Here is a 23,052-nt window from a genome sequence, read left to right on the forward strand (position 1 = left end):
CTGGGGGGGGGCGGCGCCGCGCCCCCCCGCCCGGCGCGGGCGACCTTGGTTGGGGGCGGGGGCGGGGGGGGGCGGCCCCCCCCCCCCCCCCCGCCGCAACCGCTTCGCGCGTGGCTTCGCGCGGTCCCGCGGCACCCGGTTTCGGGTTGCGGGCTGCCCTTCACCTGGGGCTTGTGGCTTTTCTCTGGCGCGCTCCGGGCCTGCCCGGAGCGCGCCAGAACGTTTCTGCTGGCCCCGCTCCCGCTCCTCTCCACTCCTCCCACAACCCCTACCCCATTCCCTGCCCCACGTCGTTGGTGGGAGGAGGAGAGCGCGGGGTCACTGGGGCGGGGCTCGGGAGCTGGCAGGGGTCTGCCCAGGGTGGGCGTGGGCGAGCGCTTGGGCTTCGCAGGCGGTAGCAATGCATATCCCGCGAAGGAACGTTGGACCGAGGGGCAGATAGTGCCGAACTTTACTTTGGCACCTCTCGGTCGAAATCCACAAAACGGGCTGCCGCTTGCCTATCGAACCGGATCCAGGGTCGTCGATGAGCGGACAAAAATCTCGGAAATGCTGCAGGAAAATGCCGGAACATGTTATTGGCTGGCCTGTGCCAGCGTTAGGGAGTAGCGAATGCCGGAGCTAGCGGATCTGTCGGAGTACACGTATCGTCGGCATCCGGTTCCCATGTTGTGCGTCGGATGGCTCGGCGCCGAGATGGGGGTGCAGGGTGGCGTCGGCGTCGTTGATCGATCGTCGCTGGTACTGCTCAAGTCTCAGGCGAAGTTGTCGCGCAGCCAGACCATGGGAGTCCATATCTGTGAGCTGTGCCCTCCGGGCGAGGATGTGAGCGGTGACGGGGAAATCCACCTCTACGGAGACAGTGGACTCAGCTACGCCGCGCCCACGATGATCACGCACTACGTTGAGGCGCACGGATACGTGCCCCCGGCTGGATTTCTCGATGCGCTCCACCGCGTGAAGCCGTTGAGTGAGGACGGCCGCATGTTGGCGATGATCGGCGAGATCTCTGACAATCAAGCCCACATCACCTCGCGGTCAAACGCAGCGACCGACATACCAGAATGGGGTGACGATCCGCGGATTGTTGCCGCATTGGTGGCAGCTGATGCCGACCACGAATTCTCGGAAATCGTCGGTCGGCGCATCGGGGAGAGCCTCGCCAGGATCATGCTGATGAGGGGCGAGGTTGACGGCGCCGTCTTCGAACAGTTGACACCTCACACCCGATGGGGACTCATCGGCAAGCTGCGCGCCGAGGGGTCGCCGCTGGGCGACGGGCTCGCAGAACCTCCCGCCCAGTTCAACTACTACCTATAACAGCCAGCACAAACCGGTGGGCCGTGACTTCGGTGGCGGCCCACCGGCATAGGTCTTCACAGGCCGGGGGGACTGACGCCTGGGACGGGGGATGGCAGCCCTAGGTGTTCTGACCACGGAAGTTGGTGGGAGGAGGAGAGCGCGGGGGTCACTGGGGCGGGGCTCGGGGGGGCGGCAAGGGTCTGCCCAGGGTGGGCATGGGCTTCGGGGGTGTGGGCTTCACGGGCGCGCCCGCCGTTCCCGCCGGGCCCGCCGTGGTGGCGCGGGTGGCGGGCCGCGTGGGTGGGCTGGGGGTGGACGGCGGCGCCGAGGGTGGCCGGGGAGTCGCCCGTCACCGCGATGTCCCCCTCCCGGTCGGTCCGCAGCACGGTGGCGCCGAGTGCGCGCAGGTGGTCGACCGTCCTCGGGGACGGGTGGCCGTACGGGTTGCCCTCGCCGCAGGAGACCAGGGCCAGCCGGGGCCGCAGGGCACCCGCCAAGTCCCAGTCCTGGTGGGCCGATCCGTGATGCGCCACCTTCATGACGTCCACCCTCCCCACCCGGCCCAACAGCGCCGACTGGGCCTGCGGTTCGAGATCTCCGAGCAGTGCCATCCGTAGTCCTCCTGTCAGTGACACCATCAATGCGACGCTTGCGTTGTTCGGGCCCGGCGCTTCGACAGCCGCGTCGGGGACGGGCCACACCACCTCCCAGGCCAACTCGCGGCCGGCCGAGCGTCGTTCACCCCGACTGGCTCTGAGCAATCGGAGACCGGCACCTGCGACCCAACCCGCCACCCGGGCCGCCTCGCCCGGTGGGTCGTCCAGCGTGGTGCCCTCGACCGCGCCGACCCTGCGGCCCCGCAACACCCCCGGCACGCCCTCGACGTGGTCGGCATGGAAGTGCGTCAGCAGCAGTAAGGGCACCGTCGTGATGCCGAGGTCGCGCAGGCACCTGTCCGCGGCGTTCGGATCCGGCCCGGCGTCGATCACCACCGCGCTGTCCGGCACCCCGGTCGACAGGGCCAACATGTCCCCCTGCCCGACGTCGCACACCACCAGTCGCCACCCCGGCGGCGGCCAGCCGGTGGCAATCCGGGAGAGTTGTGGCGGGCGCAGCAGCACGGCCAGCAGGACCGCCGTCAGTGCCCCTGTCACCAGGGCCCGCGCCCAGCGCCGCCGCTTGGACGCGGGGCTTCCCGGCTCCGACCGCCGGGGCAGCAGGAGCGGCGCCGCCCAGCAGACCGCCAGGACGGCCAGCGCGACCGTCACTGTTCCGAACCACCCTCCCGGCCAGGCCAGTTGGCCGCCCGGCACCTCGGCGCCGCGGCGCGCCACCAGGGCGAGCCAGCCAGCCGGCACCCCGGCCGGTTCCGCGAGCAGACGGGCCAGGGCCGGAAAGAGCGGTTGCAGGGCGAGCACCCCGAAGCCGAGCAGTGTCGCCGGGGCCACCGCCAACTCGGCCAGCAGGTTGCAGGGGATGCCGACCAGGCTGATGTGCCCGGACAGCACCACCGTCACCGGAGCGCACAGCGCCTGGGCGGCCGCCGCTGCCGCGAGCGCGCCCGCCAGGTGGTGCGGCCAGCGCCGGGCCCGCAGGGCCTCGGCCCAGTGCGGTCCGAGGACGAGCAGCCCGGCGGTGGCGAGCACCGAGAGCAGGAAGCCGAACGAGCGTGCCAGGAACGGGTCCAGCAGGACCAGCACCAGGACCGCTCCGGCGAGCGCGGGCACCGCCTTGCGAGGACGGCCGGTGGCCAGGGCCAGCATGCCGATCAGCCCCGTCCCGGCTGCCCGCAGCACGCTGGGCTCAGGACGGCAGACGGTGACGAAGGCCAGCGTCAGCGCGGTGCCCAGCAGCGCACCGGTGCGAAGCGACAGCCCCAGCACCGCGGCCAGCCCGCGCCGCTCCGGGGTTCCGGCCCGCCCGGGCGCGCCCAGCAGCGCACCCAGGACGATCGCCAGGTTGGCCCCGCTGACCGCGACCAGGTGGACCAGGTCGGTGGCCCGGAAGGCATCGTCGAGGTCGTCGGGCAGCCGAGAGGTGTCCCCGACGACCAGCCCCGGGAGGAGTCCGCGCGCGTCCGCGGGAAGCCCGTCGGTGGCCACGCGCAGGCCTTCGCGCAGTCGGCCGGCGATCCGCTGCGGCAGGCTCGGCGGGGCCAGCTGCCGGGGCGGACCGTGGACGACCAGCAGTGCGGCGGACTCGCTGTCATGGCCCTCCCCCGCCGGCCGTACCTCGGCCTCCGTGGCCAGCCGCTGGGACGGGAGCAGTCGCTGCCAGGGCTCGCTCTCCGCCCCTCGGACCATGACGGTCACCGGTGTACGCGTGCGGGTGCTCCGCCCGTCCGGGAGGAGGGTGACGCGGTCGGCCACCGCGTCCACGGTGAGGAGCCTCTGCCCCCCGACGGTGCCGCCCCGGGAGGTGTGGATCTTCGGATCCCCGGCGACGGTCAGCTCCACGTCCACCACCGGGGCGGACGCGCCCGGTGCTCGTGGTCCGGCGGCCGTGGACGCGCGGGCGAGCGCCGGTAGTGGCCCCCGGTGAAGGTCGGCGGTGTACAGCGGGGTGGCGATCGCGGCCGCCGCGCCCGTGAGCAGGACGGCGGCCAGCGTCGCCGCGGCCCTGCGCCGGCGCAGGGCCCCCGGCCGGGTAAGCAGCAGGACGGCCGCGAGCGCGGCAGCTCCGGCCGCGGTGAGGACGAGGGACTCGTACCCCGGTTCCAGCCGTAGGAGCGCCGCCGTGACCGCCCAGGCCGAGACGGCGGGCAGCAGCAGCCGGAAGTCGGCTCCCGGAGAGCGGGGCGCGGCGGCCGGACCGACCGGCATGGTGGCGACGGACACGGCGGTACCTCCCTTCGATGGCTGGGGGAACGGGCTGGGGAAGCGTGTGGGGGGCGACAGCAGTGGAAGCGTCAGAGGGTCAGCAGCGGGCGGAGTTCCGCGTACGTGCGGGCGCCGATGCCGCTGACCTGCCGGAGTTGGTCGAGGGAGCGGAAGGAACCGTGCGAGGTGCGGTAGGCGAGGATGCGCTGGGCGAGAGTGGGGCCGACGCCGGGCAGGGAGTCGAGCTGTTCGAGCGTGGCGCGGTTGAGGCTGACGGATGGTCGGGGCGCGGCGGGCCCAGGAGGTCCGCTGCCGCTCACGGCGGCCGGGGCGGGAGCGGGCTGCTGTTCTCCGACCAGGATCTGCTCGCCGTCCGTCAGGACACGGGCCAGGTTGAGGCTTCGGGTGTCCGTGTCCGGCAGTGGACCGCCTGCCGCCCGCAGCGCGTCGGCCACCCGGGAGCCGCCGGGCAGGGTGTGGAGGCCGGGGAGGTGGACCCGCCCGCCGACGTCCACGACGACGGCCGCCGCCCCGGCACCGGGGACGGCCGAGGCTCCGGGCGCGGGCCCGGCCCTGGAATCGGCGGCGGAGGCGTCGGCGGGGATTGACGAATCGGACCCCGCCGGTGCCGCGACCGCCGCCAGCGCGGGCACCGCAATCGCCTGCGGGCGGGCCAGCCAGAAGTGCTGCACGGCGTAGCCGACCGCGAACAGCAGCAGGATGGCCAGCCCGGCCACCGCACGCCGGTCGAGCGCCAGCGCGGAGGTGAACGAGGGGAACGAACGGGACCGCGGATGTACCCCGGCCTCCGCTGGCTGCACGGCTTCGCCCGGGTCCGGCAGGCCGCCCCCATCCGACGAAACCGTCATTCCGGCCGGTACCGCTGACGCCAACGGCACCGCCGATGGCGACATCGACGGTGACATCGACGGCGGCGGCCCGGTGGCGGCCGCCGCCCGTGCCCCCGTCGGCGGCGAGGCCGCCCCGGGCGAACCGCCGGCCGAGTTGCCCTCCGGTTCGTCCTCCACCGGCAGCAGCGCGGCCATCCGCAGCCGCACCGTCTCGTTGATCGCGTGGCGCTTCGCCGCGCCCGGGCTCATGGTCGTCATGCCGAGGACGGTAGGAGTCCTCGGGCGAGCGCGCGGAAATTGACGAAACCCTGTGGATAACCCGGGGGTTGTGGACAAAAAGCGTCACTCACAAGAGTGGACAAGACCGTTCGAAGTTGACTGAGCGGCCAACGGGCCTCACCGACACGCCCCCACCACCACCAGCACCGCCCGCCTCAGCGCGGCGCGACCACCACCGCCAGCAGCCCCGGCCCGACGTGCGCGCCGATCACCGCCCCCACCTCGCCCACGTACAGCTCCCGCAGCCCCGGCACCCGGGCCCGCAGCCGTTCCGCGAGCGGTTCGGCCCGGTCCTCCGCCGCCAGGTGGTGCACGGTGATGTCGACCTCCCGCTCCCCCGACCGCTCGACCGCGATCTCCTCCAGCCGCGCGATCGCCCGCGACGCCGTCCGCACCTTCTCCAGCGGTTCGATCCGCCCGCCGTCCAGATGCAGCAGCGGCTTGACCGCCAGGGCCGAGCCGAGCAGCGCCCGCGCCGCCCCGATCCGACCGCCCCGGCGCAGGTGTTCCAGGGTGTCGACGTAGAAGAACCCGCCGGTCCCGGCCGCCCTCCGTACGGCCGCCTCGGCCACCTCCGCCAGGCCTTGTCCGGCCGCGATGGCCTCGGCCGCCGACAGCACCCCGTACCCGAGCGCCATCCCGACCAGTCGGCTGTCCACCACCCGCACCGGTACGGGCGCCTCGGCGGCGGCCAGCCGGGCGGCCTCGACGGTGCCGGACAGTTCGCCGGAGATGTGCACCGAGACGATCCCCTTCGCCCCGGCCTCGGCGGCGGCCCGGTAGGTGGCGGCGAAGGTCTCCGGGTTCGGCCGGGAGGTGGTCACCCGCTGCTTGCCGCGCAGCGCCTCGGCGACGTCCTTCGGGGAGATCTCGACGCCCTCGCTCAGGACGGAGTCACCGACAGCGACGCTCAGCGGGACCACCGTGATCCCGTGCCGGTCGAGGGCCTCCTGCGGCAGATAGGCCGTGGAATCGGTGACAAGCGCGAGGTCGGAGGGCATGAGCCGGAGGTTACTCCCCGCCGGTCCGGGAGGACAGCGCCTGGTCCGGGACGGCGGTGCCGGGCCCGGGCACCGGTCGAAAGTCGAAAGCCTCGGTCGAACGTCGGTCGAAGGCCTCGCGGCGCGCCGCCGGCTCAGCCCGCCGAGGGCCCCGTCGAAGGCCCGGCCGAGGGCTTGCGCAGCCGCTGCGCCAGCTTGGCCAGCGGATCGGCGAGCCCGAGCAGCTCCTCCGCGCTCGGACGCCCCTTCCCGTCGGTCAGACCGGCCCGAGCCGCACCCCCCGCGGACCCTGCCGTGCCCGCCGCACCCGCGGCCCCCGAAGAGCGCGCAGCCCCCGAAGTACGCCCAGCACCCGAGCCACCCGAAGCGCCCCCGGAGGAACCGCCCCCCGCGACCCAGTGCCGCAGCGCCCCCGCCTCGCTCTCGCACTCCTGGCTCAGCCGGCGCAGCTCGTCCTCCGCGAACCGGTGCATCCGGTCCTGCGCCGCCCAGCGCATGGTCTCCGCCGAGTGCGTGATCCGCTCGGCCCGCTCGCGCAGTTGGGGCAGCTTGACGGCGATCCGCGCGGTGTCGGGCTCGCGCTCCAGCATCCGCAGCTCGCCGTCGAGCTCGTCGGCGTGCTCGTCGAGCCGCTTCAGCAGGGCCAGCGACTCGCCGAGCTGGCCGTCCTGTGCGAGGCCGCTCTCCAGCACCTGCCGGGTGCCGTCGAGCGAGGTCCGCAGGCCGAGCCGGACGGAGGCGATCTGCGCGGCCGGGCCGACCGTGGTGTACTTCTTCGCCTTGAGGGTGGCGGTCTGCACGGCCCGACGGGCGTTGGCCTCGTGCTTCTCGATCTTCGCGCCGACGGCCTTGGCGGCCTTGACGGTGCCGACCACGGCCAGCGCCATCACCGCGACCCCGATGAGCAGGACCAGGCCGATCATCACGCCGAACACGTCCATCGCGCGCCACCTTCCGCCGTCGTTCCGGCCCCCACCGGGCCCAACGCGGGCCGCATCGCCGAGGGTTCCACGGTAGCCTCCGGAAGCCGCCCGAGGGCAGCCCGAGCGGCCCCCGCGGACGGAGATCAGGGTCAGATCCGGGATCTCCCCGAGGGCCCCGACCACGGCGAACGCCCCCGCGAGCACCCCTCGCGCCCCCGTGAAACACCCCCGTGAAACGCCGGACGGGCGGGCGCCCCGAAGGACACCCGCCCGATCAAGCCCGGCGAGAACTCCGCAGGACTCCCGCAAGAGCCTCCCTCAGGAGCCCCTGCGGCAGCCCCCGCACGACCCCTGCGGGGAGTTCCCACGGGAACCCCCGCGAGAGCCCCGCGGCAACGACCGCACTCAGCCGGTGACGATGTTCACCAGCTTCGGCGCCCGCGCGATCACCTTCCGCACCTCGGCCCCGCCGATCGCCGCGACGACCACCGGCTCCGCCAGCGCCAGCGCCTCCAGCTCGGCGTCCGAGATGCCCGGCGAGACCTCCAGCCGCGCCTTGACCTTGCCCTTGATCTGGACCACGCAGGTCACCGTCTCGTCGACCACGTACGCCGGGTCGGCGACCGGGTAGTCGGTGTGCGCCAGCGAGTCGCCGTGGCCCAGGCGGCGCCACAGCTCCTCCGCGATGTGCGGGGCCAGCGGCGCGACCATCAGCACCAGCTGCTCGGCCACCGTCCGCGGCGTGGAACCGCGCTTGACCAGGTAGTTGTTCAGCTCGATGGCCTTGGCGACGGCCGTGTTGAAGCGCAGTCCGGACATGTCGCCGCGGATGCCGTCGATCGCCTTGTGCAGGGCGCGCAGCGTCGCCTCGTCCGCCTCCTCCTCGGTGACGACCAGCTCGCCGGTGGTCTCCGAGACGACGTTGCGCCACAGGCGCTGCAGGAAGCGGTACGAGCCGACGACGGCGCGGGTGTCCCAGGGGCGGGAGACGTCCAGCGGTCCCATCGACATCTCGTACAGGCGCAGGGTGTCGGCGCCGTACTCGTCGGCGATGTCGTCCGGCGCGACGGCGTTCTTCAGGGACTTGCCCATCTTCCCGGCCTCGCGCTTGACCGGCTCGCCCTGCCAGAAGTACTGGCCGTCGCGCTCCTCGACCTCGGCGGCGGGCACCGGGAAGCCGCGCTCGTCGCGGTAGACGTCGGCGGTGATCATGCCCTGGTTGAACAGCTTGTGGAACGGCTCGACGGACGAGACGTGGCCCAGGTCGTGCAGCACCTTGTGCCAGAAGCGCGCGTACAGCAGGTGCAGCACGGCGTGCTCGGCGCCGCCGACGTACAGGTCGGCGCCACCGGCCGGCTTGGTCTCCGTCGGGCCCAGCCAGTACCGCTCGTTGGCCGGGTCGACGACCGCCGCGGAGTTCGACGGGTCGACGTAGCGCAGCTCGTACCAGCAGGAACCGGCCCAGTTGGGCATGGTGTTGGTCTCGCGGCGGTACTTCCTGACGCCGTCGCCCAGGTCCAGTTCGACGTTGACCCAGGCCTCGTTGCGCGACAGCGGGGTCTCCGGCGAGGAGGAGGCGTCGTACGCGTCGTAGGTGCGCGGCGAGTAGTCGTCGACCTCGGGGACCTCGACCGGCAGCATCGACTCGGGCAGCGCGTGCATGACGCCGTCCTCGTCGTAGACGATCGGGAAGGGCTCGCCCCAGTACCGCTGGCGGCTGAACAGCCAGTCGCGCAGGCGGTAGTTGACGGTGCCCTCGCCGATGCCGCGCTCGGCCAGCCAGGCGGTGACGTGGGCCTTGGCCTCGACGACGCTCAGCCCGTCCAGGGACAGCGACAGATCGCCTTCGGAGCGGGCCGAGTTGACGATGACGGAGTCGTAGGTGTCGAACGCGTCGTCCCACTCGGCCGGGTCGGAGCCGCGCCCGTCCGTCGGCTCGACGACGCAGCGCATCGGCAGCGCGAAGGCGCGGGCGAACGCGAAGTCGCGGTGGTCGTGGGCGGGGACGGCCATGATGGCGCCGGTGCCGTAGCCCATCAGCACGTAGTCGGCGATGAAGACCGGCACGGACTTGCCGCTGACCGGGTTGACGGCGTAGGCGCCGGTGAAGACACCGGTCTTGACCTTGGCCTCGACCTGTCGCTCGACGTCCGACTTGGCGGCGGCCGTGGCACGGTAGGCGGCGACGGCCTCGGCGGGGGTCGCGGCGCCGCCGGTCCACTCGGCGGGCACGCCCTCGGGCCAGGCGGCGGGGACGACGGAGTCGACCAGGTCGTGCTCGGGGGCCAGCACCATGTAGGTGGCGCCGAACAGGGTGTCGGGCCGGGTGGTGAAGACGGTGATCTTCCCGCCGTCGACGGAGAAGTCGACCCGGGCGCCCTCGGAGCGCCCGATCCAGTTGCGCTGCTGCAGCTTGATGGCCTCGGGCCAGTCCAGCAGGTCCAGGTCCTCGATCAGCCGGTCCGAGTACGCGGTGATGCGCATCATCCACTGGCGCAGGTTGGACTTGAACACCGGGAAGTTGCCGCGCTCGGAGCGGCCGTCCGCGGTGACCTCCTCGTTGGCCAGCACGGTGCCCAGGCCGGGGCACCAGTTGACCGGCACCTCCTTGGCGTAGGCCAGCCGGTACTCGCCCAGCACCTCGTCGCGCTCGGCGCCGGACAGCTCGGCCCAGGCGCGGCCGCCCGGGACCTCACGCGCGCCGGACTCGAAGTCGGCGACCAGCTCGGTGATCGGGCGGGCCTTGCGGGCGTCCTCGTCGTACCAGGAGTTGAAGATCTGCAGGAAGATCCACTGGGTCCAGCGGTAGTACTCCGGGTCGATCGTGGAGATCGAGCGGCGCGGGTCGTGGCCCAGGCCCAGCCGGCGCAGCTGCCGGCGCATGTTCGCGATGTTGGCCTCGGTGGAGACCCGCGGGTGGGTGCCGGTCTGCACCGCGTACTGCTCGGCGGGCAGGCCGAAGGCGTCGTAGCCCAGCGTGTGCAGCACGTTGTGGCCGGTCATCCGCTGGTAGCGGGCGAAGACGTCGGTGGCGATGTAGCCCAGCGGGTGGCCGACGTGCAGGCCCGCGCCCGAGGGGTACGGGAACATGTCCATGATGAAGCTGTGCGGCTTCGCGGCGACGTCGCCGGCCGCCGGGTCGGCCAGCGCACCGGTGGGGTTGGGGGCGTGGAACGTGCCCTCCTTCTCCCAGATGTCCTGCCAGCGGGACTCGATCTCCGCCGCCAGCGCGGCGCTGTACCGGAACGGCTCGGTCGCGGTCTCGGCCGCGCCGGACGCAGGGGTCGTCTCGCTCATGGTCCTTCAAGCTCCATCGATGTCAGTTGGCGAACCGCACAGGCGGCCGGCCCGAAACCCGGCCCGGGACGGGGTCGGGGGCGGAAAACAAAAAATCCCCTCGCAGGAGGGGACGCCACGCCGACTCCGGCACCGCCCGAGGGCGCAGCCGGTCCTGGTCAGCGCGGCCGGCTAAGGAGCAGGCGCACGGTTCGCATGGGCTCAGGGTACCGCAAGCCGCTCGACGGGCTGCGGGGTACACCGCCGGGGTGGCCGCACGCAGGCCCACGGGCCCGTACCGACGCCTGCAAGGGCCCGTACGGACGCCTGCAAGGGCCGGTACGGAGGCCCGCAGGGGCCCCCACGGAGGGCGCGCGGGGCCGTGGGCCCCGGCAGCACGGCCCCGCCCTACCGCGCCACCGCCCGCCCCGCCGCGTCGAAGTCCCGCAGCGCCTTCGCCAGCCGCTCGGACTGCATCCCCGCCGCGGCCGAGCGCGCCAGCGAAGCCGTGCGGGCCGCCTCCCGCTGGTCGCCGAGCCTGCGGTGGGCCTCGGCGAGGCTCACCATCAGCAGCGCCTTGGAGCGGGCCCGCCCCGGCCCGAGCCCGGCCACGGCCTCGGCGAGCAGCACCTTGGCCAGCCGGTGCTGGCCGAGCGCCAGCCGCCCCTCCCCCACCATCCCGGCGAGGGCGGCCCGGGCCTCCTCGGCGCCGGGCAGGCCGTCCAGTTCGGCGAAGGCCCGGGCGGCGGCGGCCTCGGCCTGCTCGGCCTCGCCCCGGCGGCCGTACGCGCGGGCGAGCCGGCCGTACTGGCGGGCCCGGGCGGTGGGGCCGAGCGCGGCGCCGTGGGTGTCCAGGGCGGTCGCGAGCGCGGAGACGGCGTCCAGCCCGCGCCCGCCGGTGCCCTGGGTGGCGAGCACGACCAACGCGCCGAGCACCGGGACCCCGAGCCGGGGGTCGCCGCTGACGTGGGCGGCGCGCAGCGCGGCGACGAAGGCGCGCTGGGCGGCCGCGTCGTGGCCGAGGTCGTACGCGGCCCAGCCGGCCAGCCGGGCGAGTCTGCTGGCCGTGCCGTAGAGCTCGCGGCCGAGCCGTTCGTCGTACGCGCCGAGTTCCAACAGCTTGGCCAGCATGGCGAGTTCGGCGCGGACGGGGCCGAGGACGAGGCCGCCGCCGCAGGCCCGTTCGAGCTTCTGCTTGCTGCGGTACGACAGTCCGAGCTCGCCGGCCAGCCCGGGTTCGACGCGCAGTGCGCCCTCCCCGCCGCCGACGGGTGGTGGCGGGGAGTCGAGGCGGGCGGCGGCCTGGTCGAGGTCGGCGCTGCGGAACAGGTCGGTGAGGCGGACCGGTCCGGCGTCGGTGGCGGCCTCGCGCAGCGCGGTCTGGGCGGTGTCGGCGGTCCACGGGTCGGTGAGCAGCCGGGGCGAGAGGATCTTGGCGCCGCGGTGGCCGCCCATCCGTCCCCAGAGCTGCTCGTAGGTGACGGCGATGCCGAGGGTGCGGCTGAGTACCTCACAGACCGCCTGGTCGTGCGGGCTGCGCGGCACCATGCCGCGGTCGCGCCACTTGTACGGGGCGGTGGAGCTGATGGCGAGGCCCGGCGGCAGGGCGAGGCTCACCTCACGGGCGAGCCGTTCCGGACTCCAGCCGAGCTGGTGGAGTATCCGGGCCAGTTCCTCGTTCCGCCTTCGCTCCAGATCGGCCATGGCACGACGGTAGCGGGATTCGGGGCTCTGCGACCGGTGGCGGGGGCAGAACGGCGAAGAGCCGCCTCCCGATTCCGGGAGGCGGCTCTCGACTGCTGTGGAGCTATGGGGAATTGAACCCCAGACCTCTTGCATGCCATGCAAGCGCTCTACCAACTGAGCTATAGCCCCTTGACCTGCGATGTCACCGTGGTTCCCGGTTGTTTCCGGCCGTTTCCCTCGGCGACATCGACTACTTTACACGGTCCGGGGCGTGCTCCTGAAATCCGTTCCCCGAGGCCCGCACCACGCGCCCCGGGCGCCCCACCTCCCGCGCCCCGATGCCCTGCCCCCGCGCCCCGGGCGCACGCCTCCCGCCCCGGGCGCGCGGCAACCAGTGCACGCCCCGCCACCGTCACCGCCCCCAGGGATCGACAGCCGCCAGCGGAAGGCCGGACCGCCGAGGCCGGAACACCGAGCGCCCGAAACGCCGGAAGGCCGCCACCCCTTGGGTGACGGCCTTCCGAACTCCTGTGGAGCTATGGGGAATTGAACCCCAGACCTCTTGCATGCCATGCAAGCGCTCTACCAACTGAGCTATAGCCCCGCGACACGGGCGACCCTGGCTGACCACGACCGCCGATGCGGAGTGGAGCTATGGGGAATTGAACCCCAGACCTCTTGCATGCCATGCAAGCGCTCTACCAACTGAGCTATAGCCCCGCACTCACCGGATCTCCCGCTTCCCTTCCGGGCCGCGTTCCTTCCCTGCGAACGAGGAAGACTCTAGCTGGTCAGGGCCGGAACTGCGAAATCCGCCCTTCCGGACCCCCGCCGAGCACCCCTCCGGACCCCCGCCGAGCCTGCCCTCCGCGCCCTCGCCGCACCCCGGCCGAGGGCCCCTGAGGGCCCCCGGCACCCGCTGCCGCCCGAGCCGGTACGGCAACGGTCAGGTGTCGTCGCCGATCACCGGCTGCGGGAGCGTGCCCGCGTTGTGCTCCAGCAGGCGCCAGCCGCGCGCCCCGTGGCCGAGCACCGACCAGCAGCAGTTGGACAGCCCGCCGAACCGCTCCCACTGGGCCGACTCCAGGTCGAGCAGCCGCCCGAGCATGGTGCGGATCGTCCCGCCGTGGCTGACCACCACCAGCGTGCCGTTCTCCGGGAGCTTGCCGACGGCCTCCAGGACCACCGGCACCGAGCGGTCGGCGACCTCGGTGGCCAGCTCGCCGTCACCGCCGCGCCGCACCGGCTCGCCGGCCGCCCAGGCCTCGTACTCCTCCGGGTAGCGCTCACGGATCTCGGCGTTGGTCAGGCCCTGCCACGAGCCCGCGAACGTCTCCCGCAGGCCCTCGTGGTGCTGCACGTCGAGCCCGGTGACCTCGGCCAGCTCCGCGGCGGTGCGCCGGGCCCGCTGGAGGTCCGAGGAGATCAGCAGGTCGGGACGGAGCCCGGAGAGCAGCCGGGCCGCCCGCTGGGCCTGGAGGACGCCCTGGCCGGTCAGCTCGATGTCCGTGGTGCCCTGGAATCGCGATTCGAGGTTCCAGGAGGTCTGGCCGTGCCGCCAGAAGACGATGCGCGGGCCCCGCGTGCCCCGGCTCAGTGCAGATCCTCGGGCTTGCCGAAGTCGTCGGCGGGGGCGACGGCGTTGCCGGCCTCGTCGGTGTACGCGTCCGGGCGGTTGCGGGAGGCCAGGGCGTCCTCGGGAAGCGGCAGCTCGGGGCAGTCCTTCCAGAGGCGGTCCAGCGAGTAGAAGGAGCGCTCCTCGGAGTGCTGGACGTGCACGACGATGTCCAGGTAGTCGAGCAGGATCCAGCGGCCCTCGCGCTCGCCCTCGCGGCGCACCGGCTTGATGTCCAGCTGCTCGCGCAGCTGGTCCTCGATCTCCTCGGCGATCGAGCGGACCTGGCGGTCGTTGTTCGCGGAGGCGATCAGGAAGGCGTCGGTGATCGACAGCACCTCGCTGACGTCGAAGGCGATGATGTTGTGCGCAAGCTTGTCGGCCGCCGCCTGCGCGGCGACGGTGATGAGCTGCTGGCTGTGGTCGGTGACGGTCACGGTGTTCTTCCGGCTCGGCGGCTTGGGGCGCCCCGGCGCACGGCCGGGGTCGCCTTCCAGGATCTCACGCCGCCCGGGCGGGCCCGGAACCGATTTACGCGCCCCGGGCCCCGACCGTCACCGGGCCGGGGCCGGTGACGGTCAGGGCCGGTCGGGGACGGTCGGAGCCTCAGCCGGACCCGGATCGGAGCCGGGCCACCGCCCTACTGGTTCTTCGGCGGCTGGTAGTCCTTGCCGAGCACGACCAGCAGGTCCGCGTTCTGGGTGTCGCCGGTCACCTTCTTCACCGCCGTGTCCGGCAGCCCGAGGCTGGTCGCCAGCGACTTCGCCGCGCCCTGCCGGGTGTCGTCGGTGTAGCGGATCTCACTGGCGGCCTGCGGGGCGGCCTTGGCGCCGCCCGGGATGAAGGTCAGGCCGGAGTTGACGATCTGGACCTGCGCGGCGGCCGCCGCGGCGTCGTTGCCGCTGCCGTCCTGGAGCGCGACCCGGGCCGGGGCGTCGCCGACGGCCGCGGACTTCACGGTGCCGCCCAGCACGTCCTTGACCTGCTTGCCCGCCGTCGCCTCGTCCAGGCTGCCGTCCGGCTTGACGGTCAGCGCGGTGGTCCCGAAGTGGCCGTCCTTCGCCTGCTGGGCGAGCTGGACGAGCACCCCGGCGAGGGCGTCCTCGGGCAGCGAGGGGTCGAGCACCGCGTTCATCCGGTGCACGTCGTCCTTGGCGTCCTTGAACTCGGTCGGCATGGTGCGCACCACGGCGTCCATGACCTGCCCGAACCTGGCCAGCTGGGCGTCCCGGTTCTCGCCGGGGTTCTGCAGGGTGGCGTACGCGACCGCCGCCTTCCCGCTGAGCATGGTGTTCTTCCCGGCCGCGGACAGCAGCTTGCCGTCCGGCTTGCCGCCCTCGTGGGTCTCGGCGTTGGTGTCCACCCGGACGCCGCCGAGCTGGGAGACCAGCAGCTCCAGGTACGGGGTGTCCAGTCGCCAGGTGCCGGCGACCGGGGCGCCGAGCACGGTGGACAGGCCCTCGCGGGTCGCCGAGGCGCCGATGCCGTCCATGGACTGGCCGATCGTGGTGACCGGCGGGTCCCCCGGGCCGGGCAGCCGCAGGTTGTCGGGCAGCAGCAGCACCGTGCCCTTCTTCCCGGAGGCGTCGTTGACCAGCAGCGCGCTGGACACCTTGCCCTGGAGGTCGCGCAGGTGGACGACGTTGACCTGGCGCCCGCCGGCGGCGGTGGCCGCGCTCGGCTTGTCGCCGGAGAGGAAGAGGTAGCCGCCGACGCCGCCGGCCGCGAGCGCCACCACCACACCGAGGCCGATCAGCCGGTTGCGCAGCTTGCGGCGGCGCTCGGCGCGCACCTCGCTGCGGGACTCGGCGAACTTCAGCCAGTCGATGACGTCCTCGGTCTCCTCCGCCTCCTCGTCGACGAAGGTGAACTCGCCCGTCGGGTAGCTGTCCCTGGGCGCCTTGCTCCCGGCCTTCCCGGCCCGCGCCCCGGCGACCTGCTCGGACGGCGGCCCGGCCTTGGCCGGCGCCGTCGCCGACTCCGGCTCGGCGGCGGGCCGGAGCACCCGCGGACGCGGCGGGGCGGCGGCGGTGGCCGCCGCGGCAGCGGTGGGGGCGGTGGGCACGGCGGCGGGAGGCGCGGCGGCCTCGGCCTGCGGCTCGGCGGTGGCCGGGGCGGCGGCCTGGTACGGCTGCTGCTGGTACCCCTGGTAGCCCTGCTGCTGGTAGCCGTACGGGTCCTGCCCGTACACCGGCTGCCCGTACTGGTCGTACTGCTGCTGCTCGTACTGCTGCCCGTACGACTGCGGCTGCTGCGGCGGGAACTGCCCGGTGTGGTCGCCCTGCTGGTACCCGTCGTACCCCTGGTAGCCCTGCTGCTGGTAGCCGTACGGGTCCTGCCCGTACACCGGCTGCCCGTACTGGTCGTACTGCTGCTGCTCGTACGACTGCGGTTGCAACTGCTGCTGCTGCGGAGGCTGCTGCGCCTGCTGCTGCTGGTATCCCTGGTACGGCTGCTGGTACTGCCCGGTGGACCAGTCCTCCGGCCGCCGGCCGTCGTTGCGATCAGTCATGCACCGCTCCTGGATCAGTCCCCGCGCGGCGCGTACAGCGCCCGCTTGTCGATGTAGCGGACCACGCCGTCCGGGACGAGGTACCAGACCGGCTCGCCCTTGGCGACCCGGTTGCGGCAGTCCGTGGAGGAGATGGCCAGCGCCGGGACCTCCACCAGGGAGACCCCGCCCACCGGAAGCCCGGCGTCCGACAGAGTGTGCCCGGGGCGGGTGCAGCCGATGAAGTGGGCCAGCGAGAAGAGCTCGTCGGAGTCGCGCCAGGACAGGATCTGGGCGAGCGCGTCCGCGCCGGTGATGAAGAAGAGGTCGGCGTCCGGGTGCAGGGCGTGCAGGTCGCGCAGGGTGTCGACGGTGTACGTCGGGCTGTCGCGGTCGATGTCGATCCGGCTGACCGAGAACTGCGGGTTCTCGGCGGTGGCGATGACCGTCATCAGGTAGCGGTCCTCGGCCGGGGTGACGTGCCGGTCGCTCTTCTGCCACGGCTGTCCGGTCGGTACGAAGACCACTTCGTCCAGGTGGAACGCGCTCGCGACCTCACTGGCGGCGACGAGGTGGCCGTGGTGGATCGGGTCGAAGGTGCCGCCCATCACGCCGAGGCGCTTCTTCACCGGTTCCGGTCCGCCGGGATTCCCGGCCTGCTCTCCCATGCCGCCACACCTTACGCGACACCCGTTACGGTGCGGGAACGGCCGGGTGGGGGTTCTCCGCAGATGCGTGAGGGAGCGGCCGGCCGGTGGCCGGACGCTCCCCGAGCGGCCCCAGGACCGGGCTCAGCGGTCCCGGTTGAAGCGGGTGGTGATGAAGAGCAGGACCAGCAGGATGACCAGCGCGGCGCCACCGGTCAGGGCCGGGTTCAGACTGTCGTGGTTGCCCCCCTCGCCCTCGGCGAGCAGGTTCAGAACGGGGAGTGCGGCAGCAGTGCTCATGGTCGGCGGGACCTTCTCGGCTCGGTGAACGGACCTGGGGGTGGTTCCGGGCCGGTGAGGGCCCACCCGTCATCGTACGGGGGGTTACACCGCAACCGCTCGGCGGCCCACCGCCGCTGACCGGGCGTGAGCGCGCACCCGCGGGAGGGCCGGGAACGGGCCGGGGAAGGAACCGGGAACGGGCCGGGGAAGGACCGGCAACCGGCCGGCCTAGTTGTTCTTGAAGGCGCGGGCCATGATCCAGACCAGCAGGCCGATGCCCACGAAGGACGCGATCACGATGATCCGCAGGAACAGGCCCGGACCGGTCTCGTCGGAGATGGGTGCGGCCAGGCTGACAAGCGTCTCGGTGGACATCTGCGGGGGCTCCTCGAACTGCTCGGTACCGCGGCCGGATCCGGTCTCGGTCGTCCAAACCTCAGGTTAAACCGGCCTCACACCGGCGCCGCCCACCGGCCCCGGTGACGCGCCCGCCGGGCCGGCACCCACCGCGCCGGCACCCGCCCGCCCCGTGACGCCCCGCCCCCGCCCCCGCCGTCCGCCGGGCGGACCGCGCGTACGCTGACCCCTCGGGGACGAGTACGCAACCGCACACGTTGCACAGACAGTCGTTGCAGGCGAAGACCAGCGGGGGGCCGGCCAGCGGGCCGCGGCCGCCGTCGACCAGGAGGGTACTCAGACCATGACCGACACGACCGTGAAGACCCCGAGCCGCCGCCGCGAGCGCTTTCCCGGGATCTCCACCCGGGCCTGGGAGCACCCGGCGGACCGCTCGGCCCTGGTCGCGCTGCGCAGGCTGACCGGCTTCGACGACATCCTGAAGAAGCTGGCCGGCCTGGTCTCCGAGCGGGCGATCCGGCTGATGTTCCTGGCCACCGCCGTGAAGACCTCCGAGCGCCAGTTCCCGGAGCTCCACGACATGGTGCGCGACGCCGCCTACGTGCTCGACCTGGACCAGGTCCCCGACCTGTACGTCTCCCAGGACCCGACGGTCAACGCGTACTGCATCGGCATCGACACCCCGATCATCGTGATCACCAGCGGCCTGGTCGAGCTGCTGGACGAGGAGGAGCTGCGCTCGGTCATCGGCCACGAGGTCGGCCACGCGATGTCCGGCCACGCCGTCTACCGGACGATGCTGATGATCCTCACCAACATCGCCACCCGGATCGCCTGGGTGCCGCTGGGCAACCTGGCGATCACCGCGATCATCACCGCGCTCAAGGAGTGGTTCCGCAAGGCGGAGCTGTCCAGTGACCGGGCCGGCCTGCTCGCCGGGCAGGACCTCCAGGCCTCCATGCGGGCCCTGATGAAGCTGGCCGGCGGCCACAACCTGGCCGAGATGAACGTCGACGCGTTCCTGGAGCAGGCCGAGGAGTACGAGAAGGCCGGCGACCTGCGCGACGGCGTGCTCAAGGTGCTCCAGCTGCTGCCGCAGACCCACCCTTTCGCGGTGGTCCGGGTCGCCCAGCTGAAGAAGTGGGCGGAGAGCGACGACTACCGCTCGATCATGGCCGGCGCCTACCCGCGCCGCTCGGACGACCCGGACGCCTCGGTCACCGACCAGTGGAAGGCCGCCGCCGAGCACTACACGACCTCGGTCAAGGAGAGCAAGGACCCGCTGATGGGCCTGCTCCGGGACGTCGCCGGCGGCGCAGCGACCGTCGGCGGCAAGCTCCGCGACACCTTCACCGGCAACGGCGCCCGCAACGGCTCCTCGGGCAACGGCTCGTCCGGCACCGGCGCCTCGGGCAACGGCTCCGCGGACCGCGACGGCAGCTGACCCCACCGCGAACGGCGCGGCGGCCGGTGTCCCGCCCGGGGCCCCGGCCGCCGTGCCGTTCCCGGCCCCCGCCAGGTCCGGCGCGCCTCAGCCGCCCGCCGCCAGCACCCCGCACACCTGCCAGCCCGGCCGGGCGTGGTTGCCGGGGTCGACCGGCGTCGGCGGCGCGACCACCGTGCCCTGCGCGGTGGCCAGCACCGGCTGCAGGAAGCCCGCCGTCGAGGTGCCGCAGGGCTCCGGCCCGGCCTGCACCACCGAGTCCACCAGCCGCAGCTGGCCCGCGGCCAGGTCCACCCGGTCGAACTCGAAGGTCAGCTGCCGCCGCACGGTCTCCAGGGTGACCGGCGCTCCGGCCGGGGCCCCGGCCGGCTTCAGCGCGTAGACGAAGGTGTGGTCGGTGGTGATCTGCAGCGTCCCGCTGTCCGCCTCGTCGACCCGCATCGCACCGGCCACCTTCACGGTGTTCGAGGCCAGTGCGACCTGCGCCGGGTCGAAGCGGACCATCCAGCCGGTCACCGCGTGGTGCCGGTCGTCCACCGGCTGCGCCACGCTCGCGTCGAACTCCGACTGCTCACCGGGCGTGACGAAGTCCCGCACCTCGGCGGTGGAGCCCTGGACCAGCACGGCCGGGGAGAACGAGGAGGCGACCAGGTAGCGCTGGACGGTGTCGAGCGCCTTGGCCACCTCGACCCGGCTGAAGTGCCCGGTGGCGGCCCCGGTCGGGGTGTTCAGCCCGAGCGCGCCGTCCCCGTACCCGGCCGGCAGCGCCGCGAACGGGTCCGCCCCGTCGGCGACCGGCTGGACGGCCGAGGCCGGGGCCAACGCGACCAGACTGACGGTCAGTTGACTGCCCTCGGGCCGCGCCGCGGTCCCTTTCGGCGAGGTCACCCCGAAGTACACCGCGGCCCCGAAGGCCAGCAGGATGAGCAGCAGCAGCACGAGCGCCTGGCGCGGCACGGTGCCCAGCGGGCCGAGTCGCACCCGCGGCCGGGTGGCCTTGCCGAAGGAGCCCGACAGCCGCTCCCGGGCGGACAGTTCCCGGATCCGGGCAGCCCGGACGAACGATTCGTCGAAGACGACGGACCGGAATTCGTCCTCGTTGCCGGAGCCGCCCTCGGGCGCACCCTCAGGAGGCTCTCGCGGGTCACCCACACCACCAGGGTAGGCGGACACCAGCGTCGCCACGAGGGTCCGGGCGTACATTCCCGGGAACGCTCCGTGACCACCGCCCCGGGGCGTGCGCCCGCGCCCGGGCCGACCGCGCCGACCCGTCGCCCGCGCCGCCCGTGCCGCCCGTGCCGCCCAGCAGACCGTACCGACCCGCCGACCGCGCCGACCGGGCTATCCGGTCGGCGCCGTGACCACCAGCGGGGGTTCCGCCGGGGCCTGCCCCGGGCCGACCCCGGCGCTGCTGCTGCCGGACTCGGGGCGTCTGGGTGTGCCCGCGGAGCCGCCCACGCCCTGGTAGACCGCCGCGACCGCGACCGCCACCAGGCCCACGCCCATGATCACGGCGAGCACCCAGGCCACCGGCCGGTGCCAGCGCTGCTGGGCGACGTACCGCCCGCGGGCGCGCACCGGGTCGTAGCCGCGTCGCCACCGCCGCCGGACCCTGCGGTCGCCCGCCCGGTCCGGCCCCGACCACGGGTCGGGGTAGAGGTGGTCCGCGTCGAGCCCGCTCGGGTACGGGCGCAGCTCCAGCGGCAACCCGTCCCCTGCCGGGACGTCACGGCCCCAGCCCGGACCCGCGGTGTCCGGCTCGAACCGGGCCTCGGCGGCGGCGAGTTGCCGCTCCTTGGCGGTCGGCTCGTGCACGGCGGCGGACCGGACGAAGGCCTCATCGAGGACCACGGTGGCGAACTCGTCGTCCGCACCACCGTGGTCGGCGCCGTCGGGGTACGGGAAGCCCCCCACATCCTCAGCCACGGATTCAGCGTATTACCGGTCGGGCGATTTGTCTGTGGCTCCCGGCAGTTGGTCCATCGCACGTGTGACGGACGCCCCTCACGCGCCGTTCAGCGGTCGTCCGCGGCGCCGCCGACGGTCTGCGTGCTCTCGCCGCGGACGTGCCCGTCACCAGTGACGATGTACTTGGTGCTGGTCAGCTCGGGCAGGCCCATCGGGCCGCGGGCGTGCAGCTTCTGGGTGGAGATGCCGATCTCGGCGCCGAAGCCGAATTCGCCGCCGTCGGTGAAGCGGGTGGAGGCGTTGACGGCCACCGTGGTGGAGTCCACCAGCCGGGTGAAGCGGCGGGCGGCGGCCTGCGAGGTGGTGACGATCGCCTCGGTGTGGCCGGAGGACCAGCGGCGGATGTGCGCGACGGCGGCGTCCAGCGAGGGCACCACGGCGGCGGCGAGGTCCAGCGAGAGGTACTCGGCGCCCCAGTCCTCGTCGGTGGCCGGCACCACGGTGGCCGGGCCGCCCTCGGCGGCCTTCCGCACCGCCTCGTCGCCGTGCACGGTCACCCCGGCCTCGGCGAGCGCCGCCAGCGCGAGCGGCAGGAAGGCCTCCGCGACGTCCTGGTGGACCAGCAGCGTCTCGGCCGCGTTGCAGACGCTGACCCGCTGCGCCTTGGAGTTCAGCAGGATGCCGACGGCCATCGCCAGGTCGGTCTCGGCGTCCACGTAGACGTGGCAGTTGCCGGTGCCGGTCTCGATCACCGGGACGGTCGAGCCCTCGACCACGGTGCGGATCAGCGAGGCGCCGCCGCGCGGGATCAGCACGTCCACGTAGCCGCGGGCGCGCATCAGCTCCTGCACCGAGTCCCGGCTCTCCCCCGGCACCAGCTGGACCGCGTCGGCGGGCAGCCCGGCCGCGACGACGGCGTCGCGCACCACGGCGACCAGCGCGGTGTTGGAGCGGTAGGCGGAGGCGGAGCCGCGCAGCAGCACCGCGTTGCCGGACTTGAGGCAGAGCGCGGCGGCGTCCGCGGTGACGTTCGGGCGGGCCTCGTAGATGATGCCGACCACGCCGAGCGGCACCCGGACCTGCCGCACGTCCAGGCCGTTGGGCAGGGTGTAGCCGCGCACCACCTCGCCGACCGGGTCGGGCAGGCCGGCCACGTCGCGCACGTCGGAGGCGATCGCGGCGATCCGCTCGTCGGTCAGGGTCAGCCGGTCGACCACCGACTCGGCCGTTCCGGCCGCCCGGGCCCGCTCCACGTCCTCGGCGTTGGCCGCGACGATCTCGGCGCTGCGGGCCACCAGCGCGTCCGCGATCGCCAGCAGCGCGGCGTCCTTCGCGGCGCGCGGCAGTGGGGCGAGCGCGGCGGCGGCCTCCCGGGCTCGGCGCGCTACGGCGAGGACGGGACTGTCGGCGGTGGCGAGATCGCTGGTCATGCCGCCAAGGGTAGCGACTGCACCGGCCCCGCCCGGGCGGCATTTCGCCCGATGAGACGCCGCCCCGACGGCCCCCGCCCCGACGGCCCGCAGCCCGACGACCCCCGCCCCGACCGGGCGGCGCGGCTCAGTACGGGTGCACCCCGCCCAGGTGCGGCGGCGGATCACCGAAGCCCTCCGCCACCCGTTTGTGGTACGTCGCCCGGTCGACCACCTCCAGCCCGACGATCTCCCAGGGCGGCAGCTTCGCGGTGACCTTGTGTTCGCCCCACAGCCGCAGCGCGATGGCCGCCGCGTCGTGGAGGTCCCGGGCCTGCTCCCAGTAGCGGATCTCGGCGTGGTCGGCCGCGTAACGGGCGGTCAGGAAGAACGAGTGGTCGTGCGCCAGCTGCTCCAGCGAAGCGCGCAGCGAGGGCAGCGGGGTGACCTGCCCGGCCACGCTCAGCACCACGTGCCACAGCCGGGCCTGCTCGGGCACGGTCGGCGGCTGGGCCGCCCGGTCGCGTTCGGGCCGCAGTCTGCGCACCCCGCCGGGCCTCTGCGACGGCGGACCGGCCGGCTCGGCGGGGCCGTCCCCGCGTCCGCCGTCGATGCTGGTCAGCCGCCGGCCCGCCGTCCCTGCGGTCAGCGCTGCCTCGCGCCTGCGTTCCACCGGCGGCCTCCTGTTCGGCGATGTCCTGTCGTCCCCACCGGCCCCGTCGGCCTCGGCCGACCGGGACGGCTGCGCCCCTCCTCGCCCGT

At 73.5% G+C, this 23,052-nt stretch carries 18 protein-coding genes and 3 tRNA genes; 2 read left to right on the plus strand and 19 right to left on the minus strand.

All coding sequences use genetic code 11. The annotated features are described in order from the left end of the window. Positions 1–612: 612 nt before the first annotated feature. Positions 613–1,320: a hypothetical protein gene (locus ACGF13_RS07555; RefSeq protein ID WP_392869887.1), complete on the plus strand. Its 708-nt coding sequence runs from the start codon at positions 613–615 to the stop codon at positions 1,318–1,320. A 56-nt stretch (positions 1,321–1,376) separates the two neighbouring features. Here ACGF13_RS07555 and ACGF13_RS07560 read toward each other — a convergent pair whose 3' ends face one another. From ACGF13_RS07560 to ACGF13_RS07630, 15 genes are all read right to left on the minus strand, one after another. After that, positions 1,377–4,139, minus strand: a complete 2,763-nt coding sequence (locus ACGF13_RS07560; protein WP_392869889.1) for a ComEC/Rec2 family competence protein — start codon at positions 4,137–4,139, stop codon at positions 1,377–1,379. 71 nt (positions 4,140–4,210) lie between these two features. Further along, complete coding sequence (locus tag ACGF13_RS07565) at positions 4,211–5,230, minus strand: helix-hairpin-helix domain-containing protein (RefSeq protein ID WP_392869891.1); 1,020 nt, start codon at positions 5,228–5,230, stop codon at positions 4,211–4,213. 176 nt (positions 5,231–5,406) lie between these two features. After that, positions 5,407–6,252 carry a DegV family protein gene (locus tag ACGF13_RS07570; RefSeq protein ID WP_392869893.1) on the minus strand — a complete coding sequence of 282 codons (846 nt, stop codon included), beginning with the start codon at positions 6,250–6,252 and terminating at the stop codon, positions 5,407–5,409. A gap of 134 nt (positions 6,253–6,386) precedes the next feature. Next, on the minus strand, positions 6,387–7,193 hold the full coding sequence (locus tag ACGF13_RS07575) for a hypothetical protein (protein WP_392869895.1): 807 nt from the start codon (positions 7,191–7,193) through the stop codon (positions 6,387–6,389). 387 nt (positions 7,194–7,580) lie between these two features. Next, entirely contained in the window at positions 7,581–10,472 is a 2,892-nt protein-coding gene (leuS, locus tag ACGF13_RS07580; RefSeq protein ID WP_392869897.1) for a leucine--tRNA ligase, read from the minus strand. A gap of 387 nt (positions 10,473–10,859) precedes the next feature. After that, positions 10,860–12,155 (minus strand): hypothetical protein, encoded by a 1,296-nt coding sequence (locus tag ACGF13_RS07585; RefSeq protein WP_392869899.1) that lies wholly within the window; start codon positions 12,153–12,155, stop codon positions 10,860–10,862. 98 nt (positions 12,156–12,253) lie between these two features. Further along, positions 12,254–12,326, minus strand: a tRNA-Ala gene (locus ACGF13_RS07590). A gap of 342 nt (positions 12,327–12,668) precedes the next feature. Beyond that, positions 12,669–12,741: transfer RNA gene (locus tag ACGF13_RS07595), tRNA-Ala, on the minus strand. 43 nt (positions 12,742–12,784) lie between these two features. Continuing rightward, a tRNA-Ala gene (locus ACGF13_RS07600) sits at positions 12,785–12,857 on the minus strand. 226 nt (positions 12,858–13,083) lie between these two features. Beyond that, positions 13,084–13,734 carry a histidine phosphatase family protein gene (locus tag ACGF13_RS07605; protein ID WP_392870127.1) on the minus strand — a complete coding sequence of 217 codons (651 nt, stop codon included), beginning with the start codon at positions 13,732–13,734 and terminating at the stop codon, positions 13,084–13,086. After that, positions 13,731–14,189, minus strand: coding sequence for a ribosome silencing factor (gene rsfS, locus ACGF13_RS07610; RefSeq protein WP_355265854.1), 459 nt, complete (start codon positions 14,187–14,189; stop codon positions 13,731–13,733). Before rsfS ends, ACGF13_RS07605 begins: the two co-directional genes overlap by 4 nt. A gap of 203 nt (positions 14,190–14,392) precedes the next feature. After that, positions 14,393–16,264 (minus strand): LytR C-terminal domain-containing protein, encoded by a 1,872-nt coding sequence (locus ACGF13_RS07615; protein ID WP_392869901.1) that lies wholly within the window; start codon positions 16,262–16,264, stop codon positions 14,393–14,395. A gap of 14 nt (positions 16,265–16,278) precedes the next feature. Next, a complete protein-coding gene (gene nadD, locus ACGF13_RS07620; RefSeq protein WP_392869903.1) occupies positions 16,279–16,911 on the minus strand; it encodes a nicotinate-nucleotide adenylyltransferase in 633 nt (210 codons plus the stop codon). A gap of 123 nt (positions 16,912–17,034) precedes the next feature. Next, entirely contained in the window at positions 17,035–17,190 is a 156-nt protein-coding gene (locus ACGF13_RS07625; RefSeq protein WP_181970583.1) for a hypothetical protein, read from the minus strand. Positions 17,191–17,400: 210 nt separating this feature from the next. Beyond that, a complete protein-coding gene (locus ACGF13_RS07630) occupies positions 17,401–17,547 on the minus strand; it encodes a hypothetical protein (RefSeq protein ID WP_392869904.1) in 147 nt (48 codons plus the stop codon). Positions 17,548–17,872: 325 nt separating this feature from the next. Between ACGF13_RS07630 and ACGF13_RS07635 the strand changes: the two genes are divergently transcribed. Continuing rightward, positions 17,873–18,973, plus strand: a complete 1,101-nt coding sequence (locus ACGF13_RS07635) for a M48 family metallopeptidase (RefSeq protein ID WP_392869906.1) — start codon at positions 17,873–17,875, stop codon at positions 18,971–18,973. Between the two features lie 87 nt (positions 18,974–19,060). On the opposite strand, the gene ACGF13_RS07640 is transcribed toward ACGF13_RS07635, so the two are convergent. From ACGF13_RS07640 to ACGF13_RS07655, 4 genes are all read right to left on the minus strand, one after another. Beyond that, positions 19,061–20,125 (minus strand): hypothetical protein, encoded by a 1,065-nt coding sequence (locus ACGF13_RS07640; protein WP_392869908.1) that lies wholly within the window; start codon positions 20,123–20,125, stop codon positions 19,061–19,063. 189 nt (positions 20,126–20,314) lie between these two features. Continuing rightward, on the minus strand, positions 20,315–20,899 hold the full coding sequence (locus ACGF13_RS07645; RefSeq protein WP_392869910.1) for a hypothetical protein: 585 nt from the start codon (positions 20,897–20,899) through the stop codon (positions 20,315–20,317). Positions 20,900–20,988: 89 nt separating this feature from the next. Further along, positions 20,989–22,311 carry a glutamate-5-semialdehyde dehydrogenase gene (locus ACGF13_RS07650; RefSeq protein ID WP_392869912.1) on the minus strand — a complete coding sequence of 441 codons (1,323 nt, stop codon included), beginning with the start codon at positions 22,309–22,311 and terminating at the stop codon, positions 20,989–20,991. Between the two features lie 127 nt (positions 22,312–22,438). Further along, positions 22,439–22,963, minus strand: coding sequence for a hypothetical protein (locus tag ACGF13_RS07655; protein ID WP_392869914.1), 525 nt, complete (start codon positions 22,961–22,963; stop codon positions 22,439–22,441). Positions 22,964–23,052 lie beyond the last annotated feature (89 nt).

This window comes from Kitasatospora sp. NPDC048286 (assembly GCF_043201735.1).
Classification (GTDB): Bacteria; Actinomycetota; Actinomycetes; order Streptomycetales; family Streptomycetaceae; genus Kitasatospora.

Excerpts from the sequence above, each read along its gene's own strand:
- ACGF13_RS07650 (WP_392869912.1), bottom strand. The coding sequence starts at position 22,311 with ATGACCAGCGATCTCGCCACCGCCGACAGTCCCGTCCTCGCCGTAGCG.
- ACGF13_RS07615 (WP_392869901.1), bottom strand. The coding sequence starts at position 16,264 with ATGACTGATCGCAACGACGGCCGGCGGCCGGAGGACTGGTCCACCGGG.
- ACGF13_RS07625 (WP_181970583.1), bottom strand. The coding sequence starts at position 17,190 with ATGAGCACTGCTGCCGCACTCCCCGTTCTGAACCTGCTCGCCGAGGGC.
- ACGF13_RS07635 (WP_392869906.1), top strand. The coding sequence starts at position 17,873 with ATGACCGACACGACCGTGAAGACCCCGAGCCGCCGCCGCGAGCGCTTT.
- ACGF13_RS07630 (WP_392869904.1), bottom strand. The coding sequence starts at position 17,547 with ATGTCCACCGAGACGCTTGTCAGCCTGGCCGCACCCATCTCCGACGAG.
- leuS (WP_392869897.1), bottom strand. The coding sequence starts at position 10,472 with ATGAGCGAGACGACCCCTGCGTCCGGCGCGGCCGAGACCGCGACCGAG.
- ACGF13_RS07585 (WP_392869899.1), bottom strand. The coding sequence starts at position 12,155 with ATGGCCGATCTGGAGCGAAGGCGGAACGAGGAACTGGCCCGGATACTC.
- ACGF13_RS07565 (WP_392869891.1), bottom strand. The coding sequence starts at position 5,230 with ATGACGACCATGAGCCCGGGCGCGGCGAAGCGCCACGCGATCAACGAG.
- ACGF13_RS07570 (WP_392869893.1), bottom strand. The coding sequence starts at position 6,252 with ATGCCCTCCGACCTCGCGCTTGTCACCGATTCCACGGCCTATCTGCCG.
- nadD (WP_392869903.1), bottom strand. The coding sequence starts at position 16,911 with ATGGGAGAGCAGGCCGGGAATCCCGGCGGACCGGAACCGGTGAAGAAG.
- ACGF13_RS07575 (WP_392869895.1), bottom strand. The coding sequence starts at position 7,193 with ATGGACGTGTTCGGCGTGATGATCGGCCTGGTCCTGCTCATCGGGGTC.
- ACGF13_RS07555 (WP_392869887.1), top strand. The coding sequence starts at position 613 with ATGCCGGAGCTAGCGGATCTGTCGGAGTACACGTATCGTCGGCATCCG.